This window comes from Enterobacter cloacae complex sp. I2, assembly GCF_014896205.1.
Classification (GTDB): Bacteria; Pseudomonadota; Gammaproteobacteria; order Enterobacterales; family Enterobacteriaceae; genus Enterobacter; species Enterobacter quasihormaechei.
The window spans coordinates 54930-70936 of the sequence record NZ_JADBRA010000021.1 but is presented as its reverse complement, the minus strand read 5'-3'; the positions used below and the strand labels follow the sequence as shown (position 1 = coordinate 70936).

General features: G+C 59.1%; 18 protein-coding genes. 15 read left to right on the top strand and 3 right to left on the bottom strand.

The genetic code is table 11. From position 1 onward, the window contains the following. Window positions 1-316 precede the first annotated feature (316 nt). The 10 genes from IM300_RS17965 to IM300_RS17920 all read left to right on the top strand — a co-directional run bounded on the left by IM300_RS17965 (window position 317) and on the right by IM300_RS17920 (window position 9592). Complete coding sequence (locus IM300_RS17965; RefSeq protein WP_193037663.1) at window positions 317-631, top strand: type II toxin-antitoxin system HigB family toxin; 315 nt, start codon at window positions 317-319, stop codon at window positions 629-631. Beyond that, window positions 631-1047, top strand: coding sequence for a type II toxin-antitoxin system HigA family antitoxin (locus IM300_RS17960; protein WP_305047257.1), 417 nt, complete (start codon window positions 631-633; stop codon window positions 1045-1047). The genes IM300_RS17965 and IM300_RS17960 overlap by 1 nt, the downstream gene beginning before the upstream one ends. A 146-nt stretch (window positions 1048-1193) precedes the next feature. Further along, window positions 1194-1292: an ilvB operon leader peptide IvbL gene (gene ivbL, locus IM300_RS17955; protein ID WP_057979964.1), complete on the top strand. Its 99-nt coding sequence runs from the start codon at window positions 1194-1196 to the stop codon at window positions 1290-1292. A gap of 106 nt (window positions 1293-1398) precedes the next feature. Next, a complete protein-coding gene (ilvB, locus tag IM300_RS17950) occupies window positions 1399-3087 on the top strand; it encodes an acetolactate synthase large subunit (protein WP_193037659.1) in 1689 nt (562 codons plus the stop codon). Between the two features lie 3 nt (window positions 3088-3090). Further along, a complete protein-coding gene (gene ilvN / locus IM300_RS17945) occupies window positions 3091-3378 on the top strand; it encodes an acetolactate synthase small subunit (protein WP_010426528.1) in 288 nt (95 codons plus the stop codon). A 123-nt stretch (window positions 3379-3501) separates the two neighbouring features. Further along, on the top strand, window positions 3502-4095 hold the full coding sequence (gene uhpA / locus IM300_RS17940; RefSeq protein ID WP_003861054.1) for a transcriptional regulator UhpA: 594 nt from the start codon (window positions 3502-3504) through the stop codon (window positions 4093-4095). Continuing rightward, window positions 4092-5597 (top strand): signal transduction histidine-protein kinase/phosphatase UhpB, encoded by a 1506-nt coding sequence (gene uhpB, locus IM300_RS17935; RefSeq protein ID WP_193037657.1) that lies wholly within the window; start codon window positions 4092-4094, stop codon window positions 5595-5597. Before uhpA ends, uhpB begins: the two co-directional genes overlap by 4 nt. Further along, on the top strand, window positions 5590-6900 hold the full coding sequence (locus IM300_RS17930; RefSeq protein ID WP_112792466.1) for an MFS transporter: 1311 nt from the start codon (window positions 5590-5592) through the stop codon (window positions 6898-6900). The genes uhpB and IM300_RS17930 overlap by 8 nt, the downstream gene beginning before the upstream one ends. A 132-nt stretch (window positions 6901-7032) precedes the next feature. Continuing rightward, on the top strand, window positions 7033-8424 hold the full coding sequence (uhpT, locus tag IM300_RS17925) for a hexose-6-phosphate:phosphate antiporter (protein ID WP_107534337.1): 1392 nt from the start codon (window positions 7033-7035) through the stop codon (window positions 8422-8424). A gap of 163 nt (window positions 8425-8587) precedes the next feature. Beyond that, window positions 8588-9592, top strand: coding sequence for an alpha/beta fold hydrolase (locus IM300_RS17920; protein ID WP_193037655.1), 1005 nt, complete (start codon window positions 8588-8590; stop codon window positions 9590-9592). Here the strand turns inward: IM300_RS17920 and IM300_RS17915 are convergent. Beyond that, on the bottom strand, window positions 9580-10482 hold the full coding sequence (locus tag IM300_RS17915; RefSeq protein ID WP_193037653.1) for a LysR family transcriptional regulator: 903 nt from the start codon (window positions 10480-10482) through the stop codon (window positions 9580-9582). The two genes, IM300_RS17920 and IM300_RS17915, sit on opposite strands and share 13 nt — an antisense overlap. Before the next feature lie 99 nt (window positions 10483-10581). Between IM300_RS17915 and IM300_RS17910 the strand changes: the two genes are divergently transcribed. From IM300_RS17910 to IM300_RS17890, 5 genes are all read left to right on the top strand, one after another. Beyond that, window positions 10582-11034: a DUF1198 domain-containing protein gene (locus IM300_RS17910; protein ID WP_131637326.1), complete on the top strand. Its 453-nt coding sequence runs from the start codon at window positions 10582-10584 to the stop codon at window positions 11032-11034. Window positions 11035-11131: 97 nt separating this feature from the next. Then, window positions 11132-11659: an SRPBCC domain-containing protein gene (locus tag IM300_RS17905; RefSeq protein WP_193037651.1), complete on the top strand. Its 528-nt coding sequence runs from the start codon at window positions 11132-11134 to the stop codon at window positions 11657-11659. Between the two features lie 65 nt (window positions 11660-11724). After that, on the top strand, window positions 11725-12915 hold the full coding sequence (gene nepI / locus IM300_RS17900) for a purine ribonucleoside efflux pump NepI (RefSeq protein WP_193037649.1): 1191 nt from the start codon (window positions 11725-11727) through the stop codon (window positions 12913-12915). 56 nt (window positions 12916-12971) lie between these two features. Then, window positions 12972-13244, top strand: a complete 273-nt coding sequence (locus IM300_RS17895; RefSeq protein ID WP_080329782.1) for a type II toxin-antitoxin system Phd/YefM family antitoxin — start codon at window positions 12972-12974, stop codon at window positions 13242-13244. Continuing rightward, complete coding sequence (locus tag IM300_RS17890) at window positions 13219-13485, top strand: Txe/YoeB family addiction module toxin (RefSeq protein WP_041911701.1); 267 nt, start codon at window positions 13219-13221, stop codon at window positions 13483-13485. Before IM300_RS17895 ends, IM300_RS17890 begins: the two co-directional genes overlap by 26 nt. 1 nt (window position 13486) lies before the next feature. On the opposite strand, the gene IM300_RS17885 is transcribed toward IM300_RS17890, so the two are convergent. Both IM300_RS17885 and IM300_RS17880 read right to left on the bottom strand, forming a co-directional pair. Then, entirely contained in the window at window positions 13487-14392 is a 906-nt protein-coding gene (locus IM300_RS17885) for an EamA family transporter (RefSeq protein ID WP_063452078.1), read from the bottom strand. 134 nt (window positions 14393-14526) lie between these two features. Beyond that, window positions 14527-15906 carry a carbohydrate porin gene (locus IM300_RS17880; RefSeq protein WP_193037647.1) on the bottom strand — a complete coding sequence of 460 codons (1380 nt, stop codon included), beginning with the start codon at window positions 15904-15906 and terminating at the stop codon, window positions 14527-14529. Window positions 15907-16007 lie beyond the last annotated feature (101 nt).

Here is a 16007-nt window from a genome sequence, read left to right as displayed (position 1 = left end):
CTCACTGCGAACACCCTCAGTATAGATAAATACTGTATGCATGAACAGTATTTTATGGACAAAATTTGGAAGGCGATCCATACTCAAAAACGTCAAAATCCGTGCCGGAATTGCGCGTTCGTCTTCGATCGCGTATACTTTTCGCGTTGACGTAACACAGTGTGTTCTGCGGCGACCAACCGCAAAATCCTGAAAAAAACCTCGCTTAGGCGGGGTTTTTTGTTTTATGAGATTAGACAAAAATTGACGGGCGTTGACATATTGGCAATGCATGTTATTGTTGCCATTATGGCAACGGACGCGGCAGGCATGCAGTATGCATTTAATCTCAATGAAGGCAGTTTGTGAGGCGGTAAGCCAGTTTCCACAATACAGGGATGAACTTCTCATTTTGGGAAGAGTTATCGAAAAAAGCCATTGCCCGACGCCTGCTGCGCTAAGAAAACTGTTTCCAACGCTGGATAACTTCAAGTATCTCGATAAGCATTATGTTATTGATATTGCAAATAACAATCTCAGAGTAGTGGCTCTCATTTTCTTTGAAAGCCAAAAGTTTTATGTGCGCCATGTTTTTACTCATAAGGAATATGACCGTTTTACGGAGAAACATCGCACTAAGGGGAAGAAATGATGATCGTTGCTGATGCACTAAAAGCTACGCATGACCTTGTTGCGGCTGTTCCTCTACTGGGTGAACATCCTAACGAGAAGGATTACCAGGACGCACTTGAGCTGGTTGAGTATCTGCTCGTGCATGAACCTGGCAGCCCTTTACTGGATATTGTATGTGCGAGAATCAGCCGCTACGAAGCAAACCAGCCTGAAATTGTCGCGCTACGCCAGGAGATGGAATCTGTTCCCGTGGGGATTGCGGTGTTAAGAACGCTTATGGATCAGCACAAACTCACTATTTCGGATTTTCAGGATGAAATAGGCAGTAAATCAATGGTTTCAAGGGTACTCAATGGGCAGCGTCAGCTCACACTGAACCATATAAAAAAACTGGCGGCCCGCTTTGGCGTTTCGCCTGCGCTGTTTATTGAGTGAGATAAAAGCCTTTTTATGGTTTCATCACCCAACAAACGAAACGTGATCCCTGACGCATTTTTGCGCAGATGAAAATATTTCCATTGTCACGCCCGAAAACCTGTGTTTGTATAAATTCAATCAATGATTCCAAACACAGGTCCCCAATGACTTCATCCATTTTCACTTCGACCCTACTAAAAACTGCGCAACCAGCCGCAGTGGTCGTCGTGCGTGTGGTGGTGGTCGTCGGCAATGCGCCGTAGGGACTGGATCAACACACGAATCCAAAACCCCGCCGGCGCAAACCGGGCGGGGTTTTTCGTTTAGGACCCTCCCCGGAAGGCTGGCTCAGAAGAAAAGGACTGGAGCATGGCAAGTTCGGGCACAACATCCACAAAGACGCGTTTTACAGGCGCGCAGCTGATTGTTCATTTACTGGAACGACAGGGCATCACCACGGTTGCGGGTATCCCGGGTGGAACCGTGCTGCCGCTGTATGATGCGTTAAGCCAAAGTACACAGATCCGCCACGTGCTGGCGCGTCACGAGCAGGGAGCCGGTTTTATCGCTCAGGGCATGGCCCGTACCCAGGGCAAACCTGCGGTGTGTATGGCCTGTAGCGGGCCGGGCGCCACTAATCTGGTGACCGCCATCGCCGACGCGCGTCTCGACTCCATTCCGCTCATCTGCATTACCGGCCAGGTCCCGTCCTCGATGATCGGCACCGATGCGTTTCAGGAAGTGGACACCTACGGCATCTCTATCCCCATCACCAAACATAACTATTTAGTTCGCGATATCAGCGAGCTGCCTCAGGTGATCAGCGATGCGTTCCGCATTGCGCAGTCTGGCCGCCCGGGTCCGGTGTGGATAGACATTCCTAAGGACGTACAGACCGCAGAGATCGAGATCGACGTGCTGCCTGCGCCGGGCGAGCGTGCCCCCGCGCCGGAATTCAGCGCTGAGAGCGTGCGCGACGCCGCCGCCATGATTAACGCGGCGAAACGCCCGGTGCTCTATCTGGGCGGCGGGGCGATTAACGCTGCGGATGAAATCCGTGCGTTCGCGGAAAAAGCCAGCCTGCCAACCACGATGACCCTGATGGCGCTGGGCATGCTGCCTAAAGCGCACCCGTTGTCATTAGGGATGCTGGGCATGCACGGCGCGCGCAGCACCAACTACATCCTGCAAGAGGCGGATTTGCTGATTGTTATGGGTGCACGTTTTGATGACCGGGCGATTGGCAAAACCGAGGAGTTCTGCCCGAACGCCAAAATTATTCATGTGGATATCGACCGCGCCGAGCTGGGTAAAATCAAGCAGCCGCACGTGGCGATTCAGGGCGACGTGGCCGACGTGCTGGCGCAGCTGATCCCGCAGACGGACGCAGCTGACCGCGCCGACTGGCGCCAGCTGGTGGCCGATCTGCAGCGCGAGTTCCCGGGCGCCATCCCAACCGAGGGCGACCCGCTGAGCCACTACGGGCTGATCAACGCCGTGGCCGCCTGCGTGGACGACAGCGCGATCATCACCACAGATGTCGGCCAGCACCAGATGTGGACCGCGCAGGCCTATCCGCTGAACCGTCCGCGCCAGTGGCTGACCTCCGGCGGCCTCGGCACCATGGGCTTCGGCCTGCCGGCGGCAGTAGGCGCGGCGCTCGCCAACCCGGACCGCAAGGTTATCTGCTTCTCCGGCGACGGCAGCCTGATGATGAACATTCAGGAAATGGCCACCGCGGCCGAAAACCAGCTGGACGTCAAAATCATCCTGATGAACAACGAGGCGCTGGGTCTGGTGCACCAGCAGCAGAGCCTGTTCTACAAGCAGGGCGTGTTTGCGGCGACCTATCCGGGGATGATTAACTTTATGCAAATTGCCGCCGGTTTTGGCCTGCACACCTGCGATCTGAACGCCGAAGACGATGCCCACGCGGCGTTGCAGGAGGCGATTGCTCGTCCGGGCCCGGCGCTGATCCACGTGCGTATCGACGCGCAGCAAAAAGTGTATCCGATGGTGCCGCCGGGTGCGGCAAATACTGAGATGGTGGGGGAATAAGCAATGCAGAAACAACATGATAACGTCATTCTGGAACTCACCGTCCGCAACCACCCTGGCGTCATGACCCACGTCTGCGGGCTGTTTGCCCGCCGAGCGTTTAACGTAGAAGGCATTCTGTGTCTGCCGATTCAGGGCAGCGAGCACAGCCGCATCTGGCTACTGGTCAACGACGACCAGCGTCTGGAGCAAATGATGGCGCAGATCGACAAGCTGGAAGACGTCACCAAAGTGGCGCGCAACCAGTCCGATCCCACCATGTTTAACAAAATTGCGGTGTTTTTCGAGTAAATCACTTAAGGTAAGAGGCTTTTGCCGGATGACGCTGCGCTTTTCCGGCCTACAAGGACGTTACGCGTAGGCCGGATAAGGCGTTTACGCCGCCATCCGGCATTTCAGACCGCAGGAACACACATGACCACCATCGCTCTCATCGACGACCACCTTATCGTCCGCTCCGGCTTTGCCCAGCTCCTCAACCTCGAACCGGATTTTCAGGTTGTGGCCGAGTTTGGCTCCGGGCGCGAGGCGCTGGCGGGCCTGCCGGGACGCGGGGTGCAGGTCTGTATCTGCGACATCTCGATGCCGGATCTCTCCGGGCTGGAGCTGTTGAGCCAGCTGCCGAAAGGGATGGCGACGATCATGCTCTCGGTCCACGACAGCCCGGCGCTGGTCGAGCAGGCGCTCAACGCGGGGGCGCGCGGCTTCCTCTCCAAACGCTGTAGCCCGGACGAGCTGATTGCCGCCGTGCGTACCGTCTCTACCGGCGGCTGCTACCTGACGCCGGATATCGCCATCAAGCTGGCGGCCGGACGGCAGGATCCGCTCACCAGACGCGAACGCCAGGTCGCGGAGAAGCTTGCCCAGGGCATGTCGGTAAAAGAGATTGCCGTAGAGCTGGGCCTGTCGCCCAAAACCGTACACGTTCATCGCGCCAACCTGATGGAAAAACTCAACGTCAGCAACGACGTTGAACTGGCGCGCCGCATGTTCGACAGCTGGCAATGAACTCCCTGTTTTCAAGGCTGATCGCCGTCGCTGCCAGCTTTTTTATCTTCTCCGCCGCGTGGTTTTGCCTGTGGAGCATCAGTCTGCACCTGGTGGAACGTCCGGAGCTGGCGGTGCTGCTGTTTCCCTTCGGCCTGCGTCTGGGATTAATGCTCCAGTGCCCGCGCGGATACTGGCCCGTTTTGCTGGGCGCGGAGTGGCTGATGCTGGTCTGGCTGGCGCAGGAGGTGGCCCTCGCGCATCTTCCCTTATTGATGACCGGAAGCCTGCTCACGCTTCTCCCCGTTGCCCTGATTTCCCGCTACCGCCACCAGCGCGACTGGCGCACGCTGCTGCGTCAGGGGGCGGCGCTGATTGCCGCCGCGCTGTTGCAGTCTCTGCCGTGGATGGGCGAAAAGGAGGTGCTCAACGCCCTGCTGCTGACCCTGACCGGCGGACTGACGCTGGCCCCGACCTGCCTTGTGATCTGGCACTACCTTACCAGCACCGTCTGGCAGCCCCTCGGCCCGGCGCTGGTCTCCCAGCCGGTGAACTGGCGCGCCCGGCACCTGATCTGGTATCTGCTGCTGTTTGTCGTGAGCCTGTGGCTACAGCTGGGTCTGCCCGCTGAATTATCGCGCTTCACGCCGTTTTGTCTGGCGCTGCCGATTATCGCTCTGGCCTGGCACTACGGCTGGCAGGGCGCATTGATCGCCACGCTGATGAATGCCATCGCGCTGATCGCCAGCCAGACCTGGCACGATCATCCGGTGGATCTGCTGCTCTCGCTGCTGGCCCAGAGCCTGACCGGGCTGCTGCTCGGGGCGGGCATTCAGCGTCTGCGTGAGCTGAACCAGTCCCTGCAAGCCGAGCTGGCGCGCAACCGTCGTCTGGCGGAGCGTCTGCTGGAAACCGAGGAGAGCGTGCGTCAGGAAGTGGCTCGCGAGCTGCACGACGATATCGGCCAGACCATTACCGCCATCCGCACGCAGGCGGGCATCGTCCAGCGTCTGGCGACGGATAACGCGAGCGTGAAGCAGGGCGGGGCGCATATCGAACAGCTTTCGCTGGGCGTCTATGACGCCGTTCGGCGCTTGCTGGGACGGCTGCGTCCGCGCCAGCTTGATGACCTGTCGCTGGAGCAGGCGATACGCTCCCTGATGCGTGAGATGGAGCTCGAAAGCCGCGGCATTGTCAGCCATCTCGACTGGCGTATTAACGAACCTGCGCTGAGCGAAGGCCAGCGCGTGACGCTGTTCCGCGTCTGTCAGGAAGGGCTGAACAACATCGTCAAACACGCCAATGCCAGCGGGGTGACGATCCAGGGCTGGCAGCAGGACGAGCGACTGATGCTGGTGATTGACGACGACGGCTGCGGCCTGCCGCCGGGCTCCGGCCAGCAGGGGTTTGGCCTGGCGGGGATGCGCGAGCGCGTCAAGGCGCTGGGCGGCACGCTGAACCTTTCCTGCACCCACGGGACGCGCGTCAGCGTCAGCCTGCCGTTAAGGACGCATCATGTTTAAAACGCCCGCCAGCATAGCCCCGTTAAGCAACAAAGCGGAAATCGACGCCCGCTACCGCTACTGGCGTCGCCATATCCTGATCACCCTCTGGCTCGGCTACGCCCTGTTCTACTTCACCCGCAAAAGCTTCAACGCCGCCGCGCCGGAAATCCTCGCCAGCGGCGTGATGACACGCACCGATATCGGCCTGCTGGCGACGCTGTTTTACATCACCTACGGCCTGTCGAAGTTCTTCTCCGGCATCGTCAGCGACCGCTCCAACGCGCGCTATTTTATGGGCGTTGGGCTGATCGCCACCGGCGTGGTGAACATCCTGTTCGGCTTTTCCACCTCGCTGTGGGCCTTTGCTCTGCTGTGGGCGCTGAACGCCTTTTTCCAGGGCTGGGGCGCGCCGGTCTGCGCCCGCCTGCTCACCGCCTGGTACTCGCGCAACGAGCGCGGCGGCTGGTGGGCGATATGGAACACCGCGCATAACGTCGGCGGGGCGCTGATCCCGATGGTGGTGGGGGCTGCCGCGCTGCACTACGGCTGGCGCACGGGGATGATGATTGCCGGTGCCCTCGCGATTGTCGCCGGGCTGTTCCTCTGCTGGCGCCTGCGCGACAGGCCGCAAACTGTCGGCCTGCCTGCGGTAGGCGACTGGCGGCACGACGAGATGGAGATCGCCCAGCAGCAGGAGGGCGCCGGGCTGTCCCGCCAGGAAATCCTCACCAAGTACGTGCTGAAAAACCCGTACATCTGGCTGCTGTCCCTCTGCTACGTGCTGGTCTACGTGGTGCGCGCGGCCATCAACGACTGGGGCAACCTGTACATGTCTGAGACGCTGGGTGTGGATCTGGTCACCGCTAATTCGGCGGTCACCATGTTCGAGCTGGGCGGGTTTATCGGCGCGCTGGTAGCGGGCTGGGGATCGGATAAGCTGTTCAACGGCAACCGCGGCCCGATGAACCTGATTTTTGCCGCCGGGATTTTACTCTCCGTGGGCTCGCTGTGGCTGATGCCGTTCGCCAGCTACGTCATGCAGGCGGCGTGCTTCTTCACCATCGGCTTTTTTGTCTTTGGCCCGCAGATGCTGATCGGCATGGCGGCGGCGGAGTGCTCGCACAAAGAGGCGGCAGGCGCGGCGACGGGCTTTGTCGGGCTGTTTGCCTACCTCGGCGCGTCGCTCTCCGGCTGGCCGCTGGCGCGGGTGATCGACATCTGGCACTGGAGCGGTTTCTTCGCGGCGATCGCCATCGCGGCGGGCATCTCGGCCCTGCTGCTGCTGCCGTTTTTGCACGCCCAGGCGCCGCGCGAAGCGTGACGCGCTTCACCTTTTGTTGCCGAATGGCGCAAAACTAAGAAATTTTCCCGGTTTCACCTGGACGCTGTCTCAGGCATCTCTCCCGGCTGATTTTTACAATGCTGCAAAAATCAGCTCAGGAGTAAACCAACCATGCTGGCCTTCTTAAACCAGGTGCGCAAGCCGACCCTGGATCTGCCGCTCGACGTGCGGCGCAAGATGTGGTTCAAACCGTTCATGCAGTCTTATCTGGTGGTCTTCATCGGCTACCTGACCATGTACCTGATCCGCAAAAACTTTAACATCGCGCAGAACGACATGATCTCCACCTACGGGCTGAGCATGACGCAGCTGGGGATGATTGGCCTGGGCTTCTCCATCACTTACGGGGTGGGGAAAACGGTGGTGTCCTACTACGCGGACGGCAAAAACACCAAGCAGTTCCTGCCGTTTATGCTGATCCTCTCCGCCATCTGTATGCTCGGCTTCAGCGCCAGCATGGGCGCGGGCTCCGTCAGCCTGTTCCTGATGATTACTTTCTACGCCCTGAGCGGTTTCTTCCAGAGCACCGGCGGGTCGTGCAGCTACTCCACCATTACCAAATGGACGCCGCGCCGCAAGCGGGGTTCGTACCTCGGCATGTGGAACATCTCCCACAACCTCGGCGGGGCGGGTGCGGCAGGCGTGGCGCTGTTTGGCGCGAACTACCTGTTCGACGGCCACGTGATCGGCATGTTTATCTTCCCGTCGATTATCGCCCTGATCGTCGGCTTTATCGGCCTGCGCTTCGGCAGCGACTCCCCGGAATCGTACGGCCTCGGCAAAGCTGAAGAGCTGTTCGGCGAGGAGATCAGTGAAGAGGACAAAGAGACCGAAGAGAACGAAATGTCCAAATGGCAGATCTTTGTTGAGTACGTGCTGAAAAACAAAGTGATCTGGCTGCTGTGCTTCTCGAACATCTTCCTGTACGTGGTGCGCATCGGCATCGACCAGTGGTCAACGGTATACGCCTTCCAGGAGCTGAAGCTCTCGAAAGAGGTGGCGATTCAGGGCTTCACCCTGTTCGAAGTGGGCGCGCTGGTCGGCACGCTGCTGTGGGGCTGGCTTTCGGATCTCGCCAACGGCCGCCGTGCGCTGGTAGCCTGCGTCGCGCTGGCGCTGATTATCGCCACGCTGGGCGTCTACCAGCACGCCAGCAACCAGTACGTTTATCTGGCGTCCCTGTTTGCGCTCGGCTTCCTGGTGTTTGGCCCTCAGCTGCTGATTGGCGTGGCGGCCGTAGGTTTCGTGCCGAAAAAAGCGATCGGCGCCGCCGATGGGATTAAAGGCACCTTCGCCTACCTGATCGGCGACAGCTTCGCCAAGCTTGGCCTGGGGATGATCGCCGACGGTACGCCGATTTTCGGCCTCACCGGTTGGGCGGGCACCTTCGCGGCGCTGGATGCGGCAGCGATTGGCTGTATCGTCCTGATGGCGATGGTCGCGGTGCTGGAAGAACGTAAAATTCGCCGCGAGAACCGCGCGCAGAAATTAAAAGCGGCCTGAGTGTGCAGGTAACTTCTTTGCCCGGTGTGTGATGCCGGGCTTTTTTTATTTGCGCGTCCTACCTTTACTCCGCTTTACACACTCGCACCTCTCCATGCTCTACAGTGTTTTTTGCTGCCGCCTTTCGTGCAGCCTTAGCCCCTTTTGCTAACGGAGAGCTTGCATGTTAACCCGACGATTGTCCTGCCTGGCGCTGCTGATGGCGCTGGCGTCCCCCGCAATGGCCGCGGATGCCCCCACCTACGGCGAGAAGCTGGAAGGTTTCGACTACGGCTGGCCGGTAAAACACTTTACCTTTACCTCGCAAAACCAGCCTCTGGATATGGCTTACCTGGACGTGAAGCCGGAAAAACCCAACGGACGTACCGTGGTGCTGATGCACGGCAAAAATTTCTGTGCCGGCACCTGGGACGGCACGATCCGCGCGCTGTCGGCCAGCGGGTATCGCGTGATCGCACCCGACCAGATCGGCTTCTGTAAATCCACCAAGCCGGACCATTATCAGTACACCTTCCAGCAGCTGGCGGACAACACCCACGCGCTGCTCACATCGCTTGGCGTCGATCGCGCGACGGTTATCGGCCACTCGACCGGCGGCATGCTGGCAACCCGCTACGCGCTAATGTGGCCGCAGCAGGTAGAGCAGCTGGTGATGGTGAATCCGATAGGCCTGGAAGACTGGAAAGCCCGCGGCGTGCCGCATATCACGGTTGACCAGTGGTACCAGCGCGAGCTGAAGGTCAGCGCCGACGGCATTCGTCAGTACGAGAAAAATACCTACTACGCCGGGGAGTGGAAGCCGGAATACGAACGCTGGGTCACCATGCTTGCCGGGCTGAACAACGGGCCGGGTAAAGCGCGCGTGGCGTGGAACTCGGCGCTGCTCTACGACATGATCTACACCCAGCCGGTTATCTACGAATTTAGCAACCTGAAGATGCCGGTATTATTGATGATCGGCACTAAGGACAACACCGCCATCGGGAAAGACCTCGCCCCGCCGGAGATCCGCAAGACGCTCGGCAACTATGCGGTGCTGGGGAAAGAGACGGCGAAGCGCATTCCGCACGCGACGCTGGTCGAGTTTAACGACATGGGCCACGCGCCGCAGATGCAGGATCCTGAGCGCTTCCACGAGGCGCTGCTGAAAGGGCTTCAGGCGCGCTGACTGGTTTCCAGCAATAGCCCGCGCAGCCACGCCTGCGCGGGGTTACGGTGCGTTCTGCCGTGCCAGGCCATGCTTTTGGTAAAGCCGGGTACGGGAATCGGTGTCTCGCAGACGAACATCCCCGTCTGGTTTTCCGCGATGCGTGACGGCACGACGGCAATCATATCGCTGAGGGCCAGCACGTCCGGCAGCACCAAAAAGTTGCTCACCGATAACCCCACGTTCCGCATGCGGCCAATTTTCTCCAGCGCGCTATCCGTTACGCCACGAAAACCATCGCCCTCGTAAGAGACGAGTACATGCTCCAGGGCGCAAAAACGGTCTAACGTGATTGGTTTTCCGGCATCCGGATGGTCGGCACGCATCATGCAAACATACCGTTCATCATAAAGCGCACGGCTGTGAAGCTCATCTGGCGTGGTGTGCGGAGTGATCAGCGCCACGTCAACGCTGCCCTGTTCAAGCTGGCTGACCAGGCGACCCGGTTCCACGGGCACGACGCGCACGCGGACAGAGGGAGCCTGCACCTTAAGGGCGGCGATAAAGGGTACGACGACCGCACGCAGGGCGTAGTCAGTCGCGGCGAGGGTGAAGGTGAGCGCTGCGGTGATAGGGTCAAACGCCACGGGCTGAAGCAGCATGTCGATATCAGCGAGAATGCGCTTTACCGGAGCGGCTAATGCTTCGGCGCGCGTGGTTGGCACCATCCCGTGCGGCGCACGAATAAACAGCGGATCGTCAAAGTAATCCCGCAGGCGGTTGAGCATGCCGCTCACCGCAGGCTGGGTCAGGGCAAGACGCCCCGCCGCGCGGGTGACGCTGCGCTCGTCCAGCAGGGCATCCAGCGTTTTCAGCAGGTTAAGATCCAGCGTGCGCAGATCCGCTTTCATGACGTTTTTCCACCTCTTTTCCGTTCACTATTATGGCGCTGCCCGCTGTCGACGCGCTGCGTTTCCCGCTATGATGAGCGGCTAGTCTAAGGAGAACGCATGGTCTGGATAATGCTGGCAACGCTTGCCGTGGTGTTTGTGGTTGGATTTCGTGTCCTGACCTCAGACTCCCGCCGCGCCATCAAACGTTTAAGCGAGCGGCTGGGGATCACCCCGATGCCGGTCGAGTCGATGATTGACCAGTTCGGTAAAACGCCGGGCAATGAGTTTATCCGCTACCTTGAACGCCCCGACGAGGCGCATCTGCAAAATGCCGCGCAGGTGCTACTGATCTGGCAGGTCTGCATCGTCGATGGCAGCGAAGAAAATCTGCATACCTGGCACCGTATGCTGCGTAAAGCCCGTCTGGTCGCACCCATTACCGATGCGCAGATTCGCCTCGCGCTCGGCTTTATGCGCGAAATAGAGCCCGATCCGCAGGAGCTTAACGCCTTCCAGCTGCGCTACAACCAGCTCTTCCTGCCGGAAGAGGGAGTATTCTATCTGCACTGATATCACGAATCGTGATGAAGAGTATAAAGCATCGTCATTAGATTTATACCACTCGCGGGGGCACCATCACCTCATCAACTAACTGATGAGGTGAACCATGAAACAATCCGCCATTATCTGGCCGAACGACTACCTGCCGGGTACCACCGATAACTTTGCATCTAACGAAATCATTGTTGCCGGGCTGAGCGCGAAAGAAGTCTGGGCGCAGCTCAACGACACCTTCCTCTGGCCGGGCTACTACAGCAATGCGGAAGACATTCGTTTTCACGACGGCAGCGGCCCGGCGCTGAGCGCTAACGCCCGCTTTCGCTTCACCACCTTCGGCTTCCCGGTTGAAGCGCAGGTGACGGAGTATGTTCCGCCGACGGACGGTGAAGCTGCGCGCATTGCCTGGCACGGCTGGGTGGAAGGGGATGCGAATTCTCGTCTGGACGTGATCCACGCCTGGCTGTTTGAAGATCTTCCGGGAAACCGCGTGCGCATTCTGACGCAGGAATCGCAGAAAGGCGTGCCTGCACAGGAGCTTGCTCGCACCGTGCCGAACCCGATGATTAACGGGCACCAGGAGTGGATCGTCGGGCTGGCGAATGCGGCGATGCAAGAAAAGTTGTCAAATCGTTAAATCCGTCACACTTTTGATGATAAACTGCGCGACTTTTCCGCACGTTTTTATCTTCAGGTGATGCCATGACAGAACATATCCAGCCCTCGACCAGACCGCAGACCAGCGAGGTTTCACGCCCCAACTGGTCGGCGGTTTTCTCCGTGGCGTTCTGCGTCGCCTGCCTGATCACCGTTGAGTTTCTGCCGGTCAGCCTGCTGACGCCGATGGCGCAGGATCTGGGCATTTCCGAAGGCGTGGCGGGGCAATCCGTCACCGTTACCGCCTTTGTGGCGATGTTCGCCAGCCTGTTTATCACCCAGGCGATTGGCACCATTGACCGTCGTAAAGTGGTCATCCTGTTCAGCGTGCTGCTGACGCTCTCCTGCCTGCTGGTCTCTTTCGCTGAAAGCTTCACCCTGCTGCTGCTGGGTCGCGCCTGCCTGGGGCTGGGATTAGGCGGCTTCTGGGCGATGTCGGCCTCGCTGACCATGCGCCTGGTGCCCGCGCGCACCGTGCCAAAAGCGCTGTCCGTTATCTTCGGCGCGGTCTCCATCGCGCTGGTGATCGCCGCGCCGCTGGGCAGCTTCCTCGGCGGGATTATCGGCTGGCGTAACGTCTTTAACGCGGCGGCGGTGATGGGCGTGCTGTGCATTATCTGGGTGTGGAAAGCGCTGCCGTCCCTGCCGGGCGAAGCGGCGCACCACAAACAGAACATGTTCGCGCTGCTCAAGCGTCCGGGCGTGCTGGCGGGGATGACCGCCATCTTCATGGCCTTTGCCGGGCAGTTTGCCTTCTTCACCTATATTCGCCCGGTCTATATGACCATGGCGGGCTTTGACGTGGACGGCCTGACGCTGGTGCTGCTGAGCTTTGGTATCGCCAGCTTCGTCGGCACCTCGCTGTCGTCCCCGTTCCTGAAGCGCTCCCTGAAGGTGGCGCTGGCGGGTGCGCCGCTGGTGCTGGCGATCAGTGCTGCGGTGCTGGTGCTGTGGGGCAGCGATAAGTGGGTTGCGTCGGCGATTGCGATCGTCTGGGGCTTTGCGTTTGCGCTGGTGCCGGTGGGCTGGTCGACGTGGATCACCCGCTCGCTTGCCGATCAGGCGGAAAAAGCCGGGTCGATTCAGGTGGCAGTGATCCAGCTGGCGAACACCTGCGGCGCGGCGGTGGGCGGCGTGGCGCTCGACCATCTGGGGCTGACGTCACCGCTGGTGATTTCCGGCACGCTGATGCTGCTGACCGCGCTGCTGGTGGCGGGGAAGGTTAAGGCGCGCTGATTGATTAATAGTCACCCTATCGATATACTTGTACCGTAACTTGTACAGGAGGAAATATGCAGGTTGTGACGTTTACCGAAGCACGAAGCCGACTCAAAGATGTGTTGGACGACGTGAATGACAACGTGGAGACCACCATCATCAGCCGCCGAAACGGGGGGGATGCGGTGGTGATGTCTTTACAGCACTACAACTCGATGATGGAAACCATCCATCTGATGAGTTCGCCTGCCAACGCCAGTCGACTGATGGAGTCAATCGCACAGGTCAACACCGGAAAAACCACGCAGAGGGATTTGATAGATGACCAGGCTACTGATTTGGACTGATAACGGCTGGGATGATTACCTGTGGTGGCAGGAGCAGGATAAGAAAACGCTTCGCAGAATCAATAAATTGATTGAAGATGCGAAGCGTCAACCCTTCGATGGCCTGGGTAAGCCGGAACCGCTTAAAGGTAACCTTTCCGGATACTGGTCCCGCCGAATCAATGATACTGACCGTCTGGTTTACGGGGTGTCGGATAGCGCTCTCACTATTTTAATGTGCCGCTATCATTATTATTCGTAGATCATGCCGATGCCTTCACCCGTCTTCTCGAATCCATCGAAATCAGCACCACCGACGACACAATCAACAGCGTCCCCAGCCAGTCCGGCAGGGTGAACGCCACGCCCAGCAACACCACCGACAGCAGCGCGCTGCTCAGCGGCTCGGCGCAGCTCAGAATGCTCGCCTTCGGCCCGCCGATCATCTGCGCGCCCTTCAGATACAGGCTGAACGTCAGCGCCGTGCCAATCACCACCAGGTAGAAAAACGCCAGCAGCAGGCCGCCGTCGATGGCGAAGGTTGTTCCGCGTCCGGCGTAGAACGGCGTCAGCATCAGTCCCGCAATCAACATACTCCAGCCGACAATGGGCAGCGTGCCGTAGCGGGCGATCAGCGTCGACGGATAGGTGGTGTAAAACGCGGCGGCAAACGCCGAGGCGATGCCGAAGAACAGCGCGGCAGGGGAGATGGAGAGCGAGGTCGGGTCGCCGTGGGTCACCAGCAGGAAGGTGCCCACAAGCGACGTGAAAATCGCGGACAGGACAAACACGCCGGGACGCGTTTTCCGCGCCAGGGCGAACCACGCCACGATAATGGTCGGCGACAGGAACTGGAGCACGGTCGCCGTAGCAGCGTTGGATTTTTCAATCGTCAGCAGGAAGGTGAGCTGCACGGTGAGCGCGCCGACCAGCGAGAAAAACAGCAGGCTGAGGGCGTCCTTGCGGTTTTTGATGACCGAGAAAATTTTGTCGCCGTGAACGAAGGAGAGCGTCAGCAGGATCACGCCGGTAAACAGCAGGCGAACCATGGTCAGGTAAGGCGAAGAAATGTGGCTTTTCTCCATGATGTACTGCGCACAAACGCCGGAACTGCCCCATAAAACGGCGGCGATCAGGACGTTGAGCATCCCTTTGCGTGTGGAACCCATGTTCTCCCCTGTTATGTTGGTTTTTTTGTAGCATAACATGGGATCTTGCCGGATGGCGCTACGCTTATCCGGCCTACAAAACCTTGTAGGCCCGTGCAAGCGCAGCGCCGCCGGGCGAAACAAACGGCACTGTATTAGAACCACGCCTCCCACATCGCGCCGACGTTGAAGTCGTCGAGCGTTTCGTCTTTGGTATTATTTATGCGCGCGGTGCGTTCGTTATCCACCTTGCCGCCGGTGACGTAGAAGCGCAGCATCGGACGGAACTCCGGCCCCATGGCGATAGACATGTTCTGCGACAGGGTCAGCTTCCAGCCCTTGTTGTCGCCGCCGTTGTCGTAATCAACGTGCTGCCAGCCCGCTTCCAGCCAGGTGGAGTGAACGTCGTTCCACCAGTGCATCGGGCGCACGATGGCGTTGTAGTTCTTGCGGTTGTCGGCGTCATCGCGGCTGTTGTCATAGTCGTGGAAGGCGAGGATGTACTCCACCTGCGTGGCCTGGGTGAATTTATACAGCCCTTCGAAGCTGGCGTAGACCGTGGTCAGATCTTCGGTTTTGTTGAACACGCTGTTGTCCGCGTTATCGGAGTAGCGGGCGATCACCTTGTTCACGCCGCTTTCGTTGGTGTGGCTCAGCACCACGCCGCCCTGCCAGGCGTTCAGGCGTTCGTCGCTCTCAACGGCTTTAGAGTCGAAGCCGTAGTTGGCGTACAGCTCCATGTCGATCGGGCCGAGCTTCATGCCGTGAATTTTGGAGGTCGCGGCGTAGTTGCCCTTATCGCCCGTGCCGGAACCGCCGGTACAGGTGATGCGCGACGGGTTGGCTTCGTCTTCCATCACTTCCGGGCTACAGGATTCGACCGCCGCCACGGCGGCCACGTCAAACTGCACGCCGCCAATGTCGAAGTTCTTCACCCCGGCGCCCTGGCCGTCGTGGTTCATCCAGAAGTAATCGTTAATGCCCTGCTGCGGACGCTGGTGGAAGTCACGACCGGCCCAGAAGTAGGCGTTCGGGTTGGAGGCCATAATGTTGGTCACGCCCGCGTAGGCTTTCTTCAGGTTAACTTCGTCGCCCCAGTGGTCGATCATCACGTTGATGTCCCAGATGGCACCGTTGTCCCCTTTGAAGGCCTTGGAGAGCTGGAATTCACCGCCGTTGCCTTCGTTACCCAGACGACCAATCGCGGATGCGCCGTTGTAGGAGCCGTCCACCGCCACGTATTTCTGATCGGCGGCCTGGAAGTGCGCGCCGTAGCGGGCGTAGCCGGTAAATTTCACCCCGAACGGGATCGCCATATCCGGAGACTGCGCCGCGCTCTGCGGCTCGGTGATGACGTCCGCTTTTTTCGCGACCGCCGCATCCATTTTGGCCTGACGCTCGGCCAGGGCTTTATCCACCGCTTTGGCCACAATGGCGTCGATTTGCTCCTGGGTAAATTCTTGTGCGAGGACGGAAATTGGGCACAGCGCGGCGATAACCGCCATGGTTAATGGAAGTTTTTTAATCGTATTCATGGTTATCTCAATATAGTTTAATTTTATTCAGACAATAACCATCCCGCTCCGATCTGACAGAGTATGTCGCTATCATCAGAACAAGTGGATCTCTATTTAGG

What these genes read in the sequence shown, in the direction of transcription:
- IM300_RS17965 (WP_193037663.1), top strand. Translation starts at nt 317, where the DNA reads ATGCATTTAATCTCAATGAAGGCAGTTTGTGAGGCGGTAAGCCAGTTT.
- IM300_RS17960 (WP_305047257.1), top strand. Translation starts at nt 631, where the DNA reads ATGATCGTTGCTGATGCACTAAAAGCTACGCATGACCTTGTTGCGGCT.
- ivbL (WP_057979964.1), top strand. Translation starts at nt 1,194, where the DNA reads ATGACTTCATCCATTTTCACTTCGACCCTACTAAAAACTGCGCAACCA.
- ilvB (WP_193037659.1), top strand. Translation starts at nt 1,399, where the DNA reads ATGGCAAGTTCGGGCACAACATCCACAAAGACGCGTTTTACAGGCGCG.
- ilvN (WP_010426528.1), top strand. Translation starts at nt 3,091, where the DNA reads ATGCAGAAACAACATGATAACGTCATTCTGGAACTCACCGTCCGCAAC.
- uhpA (WP_003861054.1), top strand. Translation starts at nt 3,502, where the DNA reads ATGACCACCATCGCTCTCATCGACGACCACCTTATCGTCCGCTCCGGC.
- uhpB (WP_193037657.1), top strand. Translation starts at nt 4,092, where the DNA reads ATGAACTCCCTGTTTTCAAGGCTGATCGCCGTCGCTGCCAGCTTTTTT.
- IM300_RS17930 (WP_112792466.1), top strand. Translation starts at nt 5,590, where the DNA reads ATGTTTAAAACGCCCGCCAGCATAGCCCCGTTAAGCAACAAAGCGGAA.
- uhpT (WP_107534337.1), top strand. Translation starts at nt 7,033, where the DNA reads ATGCTGGCCTTCTTAAACCAGGTGCGCAAGCCGACCCTGGATCTGCCG.
- IM300_RS17920 (WP_193037655.1), top strand. Translation starts at nt 8,588, where the DNA reads ATGTTAACCCGACGATTGTCCTGCCTGGCGCTGCTGATGGCGCTGGCG.
- IM300_RS17915 (WP_193037653.1), bottom strand. Translation starts at nt 10,482, where the DNA reads ATGAAAGCGGATCTGCGCACGCTGGATCTTAACCTGCTGAAAACGCTG.
- IM300_RS17910 (WP_131637326.1), top strand. Translation starts at nt 10,582, where the DNA reads ATGGTCTGGATAATGCTGGCAACGCTTGCCGTGGTGTTTGTGGTTGGA.
- IM300_RS17905 (WP_193037651.1), top strand. Translation starts at nt 11,132, where the DNA reads ATGAAACAATCCGCCATTATCTGGCCGAACGACTACCTGCCGGGTACC.
- nepI (WP_193037649.1), top strand. Translation starts at nt 11,725, where the DNA reads ATGACAGAACATATCCAGCCCTCGACCAGACCGCAGACCAGCGAGGTT.
- IM300_RS17895 (WP_080329782.1), top strand. Translation starts at nt 12,972, where the DNA reads ATGCAGGTTGTGACGTTTACCGAAGCACGAAGCCGACTCAAAGATGTG.
- IM300_RS17890 (WP_041911701.1), top strand. Translation starts at nt 13,219, where the DNA reads ATGACCAGGCTACTGATTTGGACTGATAACGGCTGGGATGATTACCTG.
- IM300_RS17885 (WP_063452078.1), bottom strand. Translation starts at nt 14,392, where the DNA reads ATGGGTTCCACACGCAAAGGGATGCTCAACGTCCTGATCGCCGCCGTT.
- IM300_RS17880 (WP_193037647.1), bottom strand. Translation starts at nt 15,906, where the DNA reads ATGAATACGATTAAAAAACTTCCATTAACCATGGCGGTTATCGCCGCG.